The organism is Rhizobium sp. SVR5-2C (genome assembly GCF_056755115.1).
On record NZ_JBNDHT010000249.1, the window covers coordinates 1 to 4,772 of the forward strand.

The window sequence follows — 4,772 nt, forward strand, 5'->3', positions numbered from 1 at the left end:
AACCAAGGCACGGAGATCATCGACCTGCGTTCGAACATCAACACAGGGTTTCAGACGGTCAATGCGAACCTCAGCACTGTCCAATGATTTCCGGGCGAACAGCAAAACCCAATGGCCGGTGATCTGGTCCGCGGCCGGCGTCTGCTCGGTCATCATCATCGCCGCCGGGACTTTCGTCTACGGCACGCTGTCGAACAGCCAGACTGATATCAAGAGCGATATCCGAACGCAGGGCTATTGAGGTCCGCGATTCGCTGTCAGCCATCACGGCATCCATGGTGACACAAAAGGAAATCGAGTCGCGGACAGCTCGGTCTAGCGAAGATCGCGCCAGGACGGACGCCAACGTGAAAGAACTTCGTGATGCCCAGGTGCCGCGGGAGGAGCTCGATCGCGTCTTCGCCAGCTATGACCAGCGGTTCACCGATCAGCAGCGGCAGCTCGACGACGTCAAGCAGGCGCAGGGCAACGTCTACGGTGCAAGGGATGTCTTGCTTGATCTCAGGAGCGGATCGACCGCATCGAGCGTCGGCAGCTCTCTGGGGGGCAGGCAGGGCCGCAATAAAAGAGCCCCGCCGCTGAATGCTGCTGTTACTCTGAGAGGTTGCGGGAATAGGCTTCCAGAGCTTCTGACACCGGCAGCATGGTCTATCCGTGCCTGCTGTCGAGCCAGCGCGCGGACGAAGTTTAGAAGAGCCTTTGTCGCTTCGTCTGTCATCGATCTCTTCTCCAACCATGTTGCATTCCATGTCGCATGGATTCGCCGTGGTCTCGTTGAAATGCCCGGAAATCAAGGTGAACAGCTTGCAACACGCTGAGACATGAAAAGTCTCGAACGGAAACCGTTTCGTGTCTCAATGGTTTGATTTTATTGAAGAAAATCTGGTGCCCCCGGCAGGGTTCGAACCCGCGACCCCCTGATTACAAATCAGGTGCTCTACCAACTGAGCTACAAGGGCAATGCGTGCCAAGTACCAGATTCTGCCCGGGAGTAAAGGGGAAATCCGGCATCGGCGCGATTTCGTGATCGATCATAGCGCCGATCCCTCTTCATGTCATGAATGGAAGCTGAAGGGCCGCTTCAGGCGGAGTTCAGGGCCTGGGAGGCACGCTTTGCTCACCATCATCTAGGAGGTGAGTCATGAGAATTGCCCATTTTGCCCTTGCCGCGCTGCTCTCGTTCGGTTCGGCCGTCGCTGCCGTCGAGCCCGTAGTTGCCGCTCCCGTATATGCCCCTGTTGCCTCCGTCGAGAAGAGCGATGTGGTACAGGTGCGCCATCGCGAGCATCGCCGTGACTGGCGCCATTCACGGTGGGATGAACGCCGTCATTGGCGCCGCGGCTGGGGTTATGAACGCCGCCATTGGCGGCCCTGGCGCGCCGAGCGCCGGTGGAGAGAGCGCCATTACTGGCGTTATCAGTACCTGCCGCCATATTGGATGTAATCTTTGTGAGAGCAAAAAGCCCCGGAGTTTTCTCCGGGGCTTTTTCGATGGATGCGTGATGCCGCTATCGGGCCGCCGGCGTGTTGATGCTCGACTCGATCTTGTCACCGGCTCCCGGCTGACCGGCGCCCGAAGGCTGCAGGATGGCGATGCTGAGAACGGAGGCCACCATTATGGCAACAACGGCGATCATGATTCGCATGCGTCTCATCCTCGTTGATATACCAGGCAACGCGCAGCGGTGCTTTGCGGTTCCCGGGGCTATTGCACCGGCGCCGTCGTCCCCGGAGCAGCCGGCGCAAGCGAATCCGGCTGATGCGTCGGCCGCGAGCGGTCGACCCACGCCATGCTGAGAATGATGGCGACGAAGATTGCGATGAACAGAATGCCAAATACAAGGGGCCGGATTGCCATGCCGGGTATCGTCCTTCTCTCTTGCCGTATCTGACCGATTAAACTCGTCATTGGTTCATTTTAAGACGGGACGTTACTTCTTTAGGTGAAGTTGCGCGGCATACATCGCAATTGCCGCGGCATTCGAGACGTTGAGCGACTTGATGGCGCCCGGCATGTCAAGCCGCGCCAGGGCGTTGACGGTCTCGCGCGTCTTCTGGCGCAGCCCCTTGCCTTCGGAACCGAGGACCAGCGCGATCTTTTCTCCTGAAAAGGTGCCTTCGATGGGCGCCGGTCCTTCGGAATCGAGGCCGATCGAGAAGAAGCCGAGCCTGTGCAATTCACCGAGCGCATCGGCGAGATTGGTGATCTGTATATAAGGAATGAGTTCGAGGGCGCCGGAGGCGGATTTCGCGAGCACGCCCGATTCGGTCGGGCTATGTCGCTGCGTGGTGATAACGGCACCCGCATTGAAGGCGACGGCCGAACGCATGATGGCGCCAACATTGTGCGGGTCGGTGACCTGATCCAGCACCAGAAGCAACGGACTGTTCTTCAGCGCCTCGAGCCGGCGGACGGGCAGGGGACGGGTCTCGAGCATGACGCCCTGATGGATCGCCTCGGGACCGAGGACCTTGTCGATGTCCTGCGGCGACACGATCTCGACCGGAATGCCAAGCTGCCCGGCATCGATTTCGAGGCGGGCGAGCGCATTCGGGGTGACGCTAAGCTTGACGTTTTTCCGCTCGGGATTCTCCAGCGCGGCGCGTACGGTATGCAGGCCATAGAGATGGACCTGATCGGCTGCGAGCGCCGGCGGCTTCCAGTCGTCGCCACCGCGTTTGCGCTTCTGCGGATGCGGTGTCGGGATTTCGCCGCGCTCGCGCTTGGCATCGCGATGCGCGCGCCTCAGGTTGGCGTAATGCGTGTCCTTGGCGGACGTTTCGGTTGCGGGCTTGCCGCCGGATTTATGGTCTTTGCTCATGCGGCTTTATAGCGGCGGCGTTTCACCGCGCATAGGGTTTCTTTCTTCGGCTGCCGCTTTCAAGAGGAGATGAAATTTTTCGTGTTTTTTCTATTGTCTTCATGTTGACATGGGGAAATGCTCCGGTCATATACGCGGCGCAGATCGAGGGGCGGCAACGCTTCTGGATCTTCGAGCTTGGTCTTACGATCCAGACGAAAAACTGGAGAGATGCCCGAGTGGTTAAAGGGGACGGACTGTAAATCCGTTGGCTCAGCCTACGTTGGTTCAAATCCAACTCTCTCCACCATTCGTCACTTGGATCGGACCACCCCGCGGGTATAGCTCAATGGTAGAGCAGCAGCCTTCCAAGCTGAATACGCGGGTTCGATTCCCGCTACCCGCTCCAAGCTTTTCAGTAGAGACATCCTAAGAGCGCTGGTGTTGCGTCACTCGCGGTTTCGGCGCGAGCCGCCGCTACCTTTCCGCTTGCCTCCAAGGAACTGCTTTCCTAACAGGGCGTTTCTCTCAGTTAGATCGGGCACGACCGGCATTCCGTCGGCACCCCGAACTGGAGAAATCCCATGAGAACGATGTTCATCGCGATAGGTGTGTTATCGGCCCTAACAGGATCGGCTCTCGCAGCCGATCCCGCGAAGATGGTCGACACGAAAATGGGCAAGGCCTTGGCCGACGAAAAGGGTATGGTCCTTTACACCTTCGACAAGGATACCAAAGGCAAATCGAACTGCGACAAGGATTGCCTGAAGAAATGGCCGGCATTCCACGCCGGAGCCAAGGCCAAGGCAGACGGGGAATGGTCTCTTGTGAAGGCCGCCGACGGCAAGGAAATGTGGGCCTACGAGGGTAAGCCGCTCTACACATATGCCGACGACAAGAAAGCCGGTGAAACGAATGGCGATGGCGTAGGGGGAGTTTGGCACCTGGCCAAATAGCAGGACCGGCGACCATATGGGCGATCTTCGGATCGCCCATATCGCGTGACAGATCTCGAAAACAACAATGGAAAACGCCCGCCTTATTGGCACGGGGCGCTGGTGCAACATGCGACCCCTTCTAACGCGGTCGAAGCTGCCGTTCGATAACGGCGCGTGCAAGCTGTAGGCCCGCCGTCATCGATCTTCAGCACTGTCCCGCGACCTCCGAGACTTCACGCTCCCTGATCAGCGAAGTGTATGCCACGGAGGTCCTTCTCGCGCCGAATTTTAACACCTCTCCAAAATTTGCTTTGAATGCCGTGGGCGCCGCTGCTTAACTAACTCCCATTTGGGGGACCCTCTATGAAAAGCATGATTCTAGCCGGTGCGCTTTTGCTCCCCTCGTCAGCTCTTGCCGTCGAGGCCGTGGAAGTCAATGCTCGCGCTTATAGCTGCAACCAGCTTGCGCAGATCATCCGGCAACAGAAGGCGGTTTTTGTCCGCGTCGGCTTCGGCGGCCGCAGCTTCCGCTATCCACCGGCCCGCTGCAGCCTCGGTGACAAATGGGACACCACCAGTTTGCGTGATGCCGACGGACGCCTGTGCGTCCTCGACTACGCCTGCGTTTACGATCCGGATTCGTTTTACAACAAGATCCCGAAGTAACCGCGCGCGGGCCAGCCGCATCGCGGGTGGCCGTCCTGCAGAATGCAGACTTGCCGATTGACACGGCATATGGAAACGATTCCCGCCGCGCTCCAATTTCCCTTCGCTTTTCAATGATTTTCGGTGTTCCGGAAGCCGGCTCTCTTGCGAGGTGCCGGTCGTCGCCCATATGCGGTTGTAAGCCGGGAAAGGCCTTCGCAATTAGGTCTTGCGGAATTTCGCCGAAAGCCTTAAACGGCGGCACTAAACCGGTTCGCCGGGGTCACCCTTTTCGTTCACAGGAAGCATTCAAATGGCAAAGAGTAAGTTTGAGCGCAACAAGCCGCACGTTAACATCGGCACGATCGGCCACGTTGACCACGGCAAG

8 protein-coding genes, 3 tRNA genes and 1 pseudogene are annotated in these 4,772 nt (G+C 58.5%); 8 read left to right on the plus strand and 4 right to left on the minus strand.

Annotated elements, in window-relative coordinates; translation table 11 throughout:
• Positions 1-61: 61 nt before the first annotated feature.
• A complete protein-coding gene (locus tag ACPYOI_RS34960) occupies positions 62-241 on the plus strand; it encodes a hypothetical protein (protein WP_481417963.1) in 180 nt (59 codons plus the stop codon).
• Between the two features lie 106 nt (positions 242-347).
• Positions 348-818 (plus strand): hypothetical protein, encoded by a 471-nt coding sequence (locus tag ACPYOI_RS34965; protein WP_481417964.1) that lies wholly within the window; start codon positions 348-350, stop codon positions 816-818.
• Between the two features lie 65 nt (positions 819-883).
• On the opposite strand, the gene ACPYOI_RS34970 is transcribed toward ACPYOI_RS34965, so the two are convergent.
• Positions 884-959, minus strand: a tRNA-Thr gene (locus ACPYOI_RS34970).
• Positions 960-1,141: 182 nt separating this feature from the next.
• Here ACPYOI_RS34970 and ACPYOI_RS34975 point away from each other — a divergent pair.
• Positions 1,142-1,444 carry a hypothetical protein gene (locus tag ACPYOI_RS34975; RefSeq protein WP_481417965.1) on the plus strand — a complete coding sequence of 101 codons (303 nt, stop codon included), beginning with the start codon at positions 1,142-1,144 and terminating at the stop codon, positions 1,442-1,444.
• Between the two features lie 64 nt (positions 1,445-1,508).
• Here ACPYOI_RS34975 and ACPYOI_RS34980 read toward each other — a convergent pair whose 3' ends face one another.
• The 3 genes from ACPYOI_RS34980 to rlmB form a co-directional block, all read right to left on the minus strand.
• Positions 1,509-1,646 carry a hypothetical protein gene (locus ACPYOI_RS34980; RefSeq protein ID WP_168829300.1) on the minus strand — a complete coding sequence of 46 codons (138 nt, stop codon included), beginning with the start codon at positions 1,644-1,646 and terminating at the stop codon, positions 1,509-1,511.
• Positions 1,647-1,705: 59 nt separating this feature from the next.
• The gene (locus ACPYOI_RS34985; protein WP_168829301.1) at positions 1,706-1,858 is read right to left on the minus strand and encodes a hypothetical protein; all 153 of its coding nucleotides are present in this window, start codon (positions 1,856-1,858) and stop codon (positions 1,706-1,708) included.
• A gap of 73 nt (positions 1,859-1,931) precedes the next feature.
• A complete protein-coding gene (gene rlmB, locus ACPYOI_RS34990; protein WP_168829302.1) occupies positions 1,932-2,822 on the minus strand; it encodes a 23S rRNA (guanosine(2251)-2'-O)-methyltransferase RlmB in 891 nt (296 codons plus the stop codon).
• Positions 2,823-3,026: 204 nt separating this feature from the next.
• On the opposite strand from rlmB, the gene ACPYOI_RS34995 reads away from it, so the two are divergent.
• From ACPYOI_RS34995 to ACPYOI_RS35015, 5 genes and pseudogenes are all read left to right on the plus strand, one after another.
• A tRNA-Tyr gene (locus tag ACPYOI_RS34995) sits at positions 3,027-3,111 on the plus strand.
• Between the two features lie 25 nt (positions 3,112-3,136).
• A tRNA-Gly gene (locus tag ACPYOI_RS35000) sits at positions 3,137-3,210 on the plus strand.
• A gap of 175 nt (positions 3,211-3,385) precedes the next feature.
• Positions 3,386-3,757: a COG4315 family predicted lipoprotein gene (locus ACPYOI_RS35005; protein ID WP_481424066.1), complete on the plus strand. Its 372-nt coding sequence runs from the start codon at positions 3,386-3,388 to the stop codon at positions 3,755-3,757.
• A 345-nt stretch (positions 3,758-4,102) separates the two neighbouring features.
• Positions 4,103-4,405 (plus strand): hypothetical protein, encoded by a 303-nt coding sequence (locus ACPYOI_RS35010; RefSeq protein ID WP_168829304.1) that lies wholly within the window; start codon positions 4,103-4,105, stop codon positions 4,403-4,405.
• A gap of 292 nt (positions 4,406-4,697) precedes the next feature.
• A pseudogene (locus ACPYOI_RS35015) lies at positions 4,698-4,772 on the plus strand (GTP-binding protein); the annotation flags it as partial.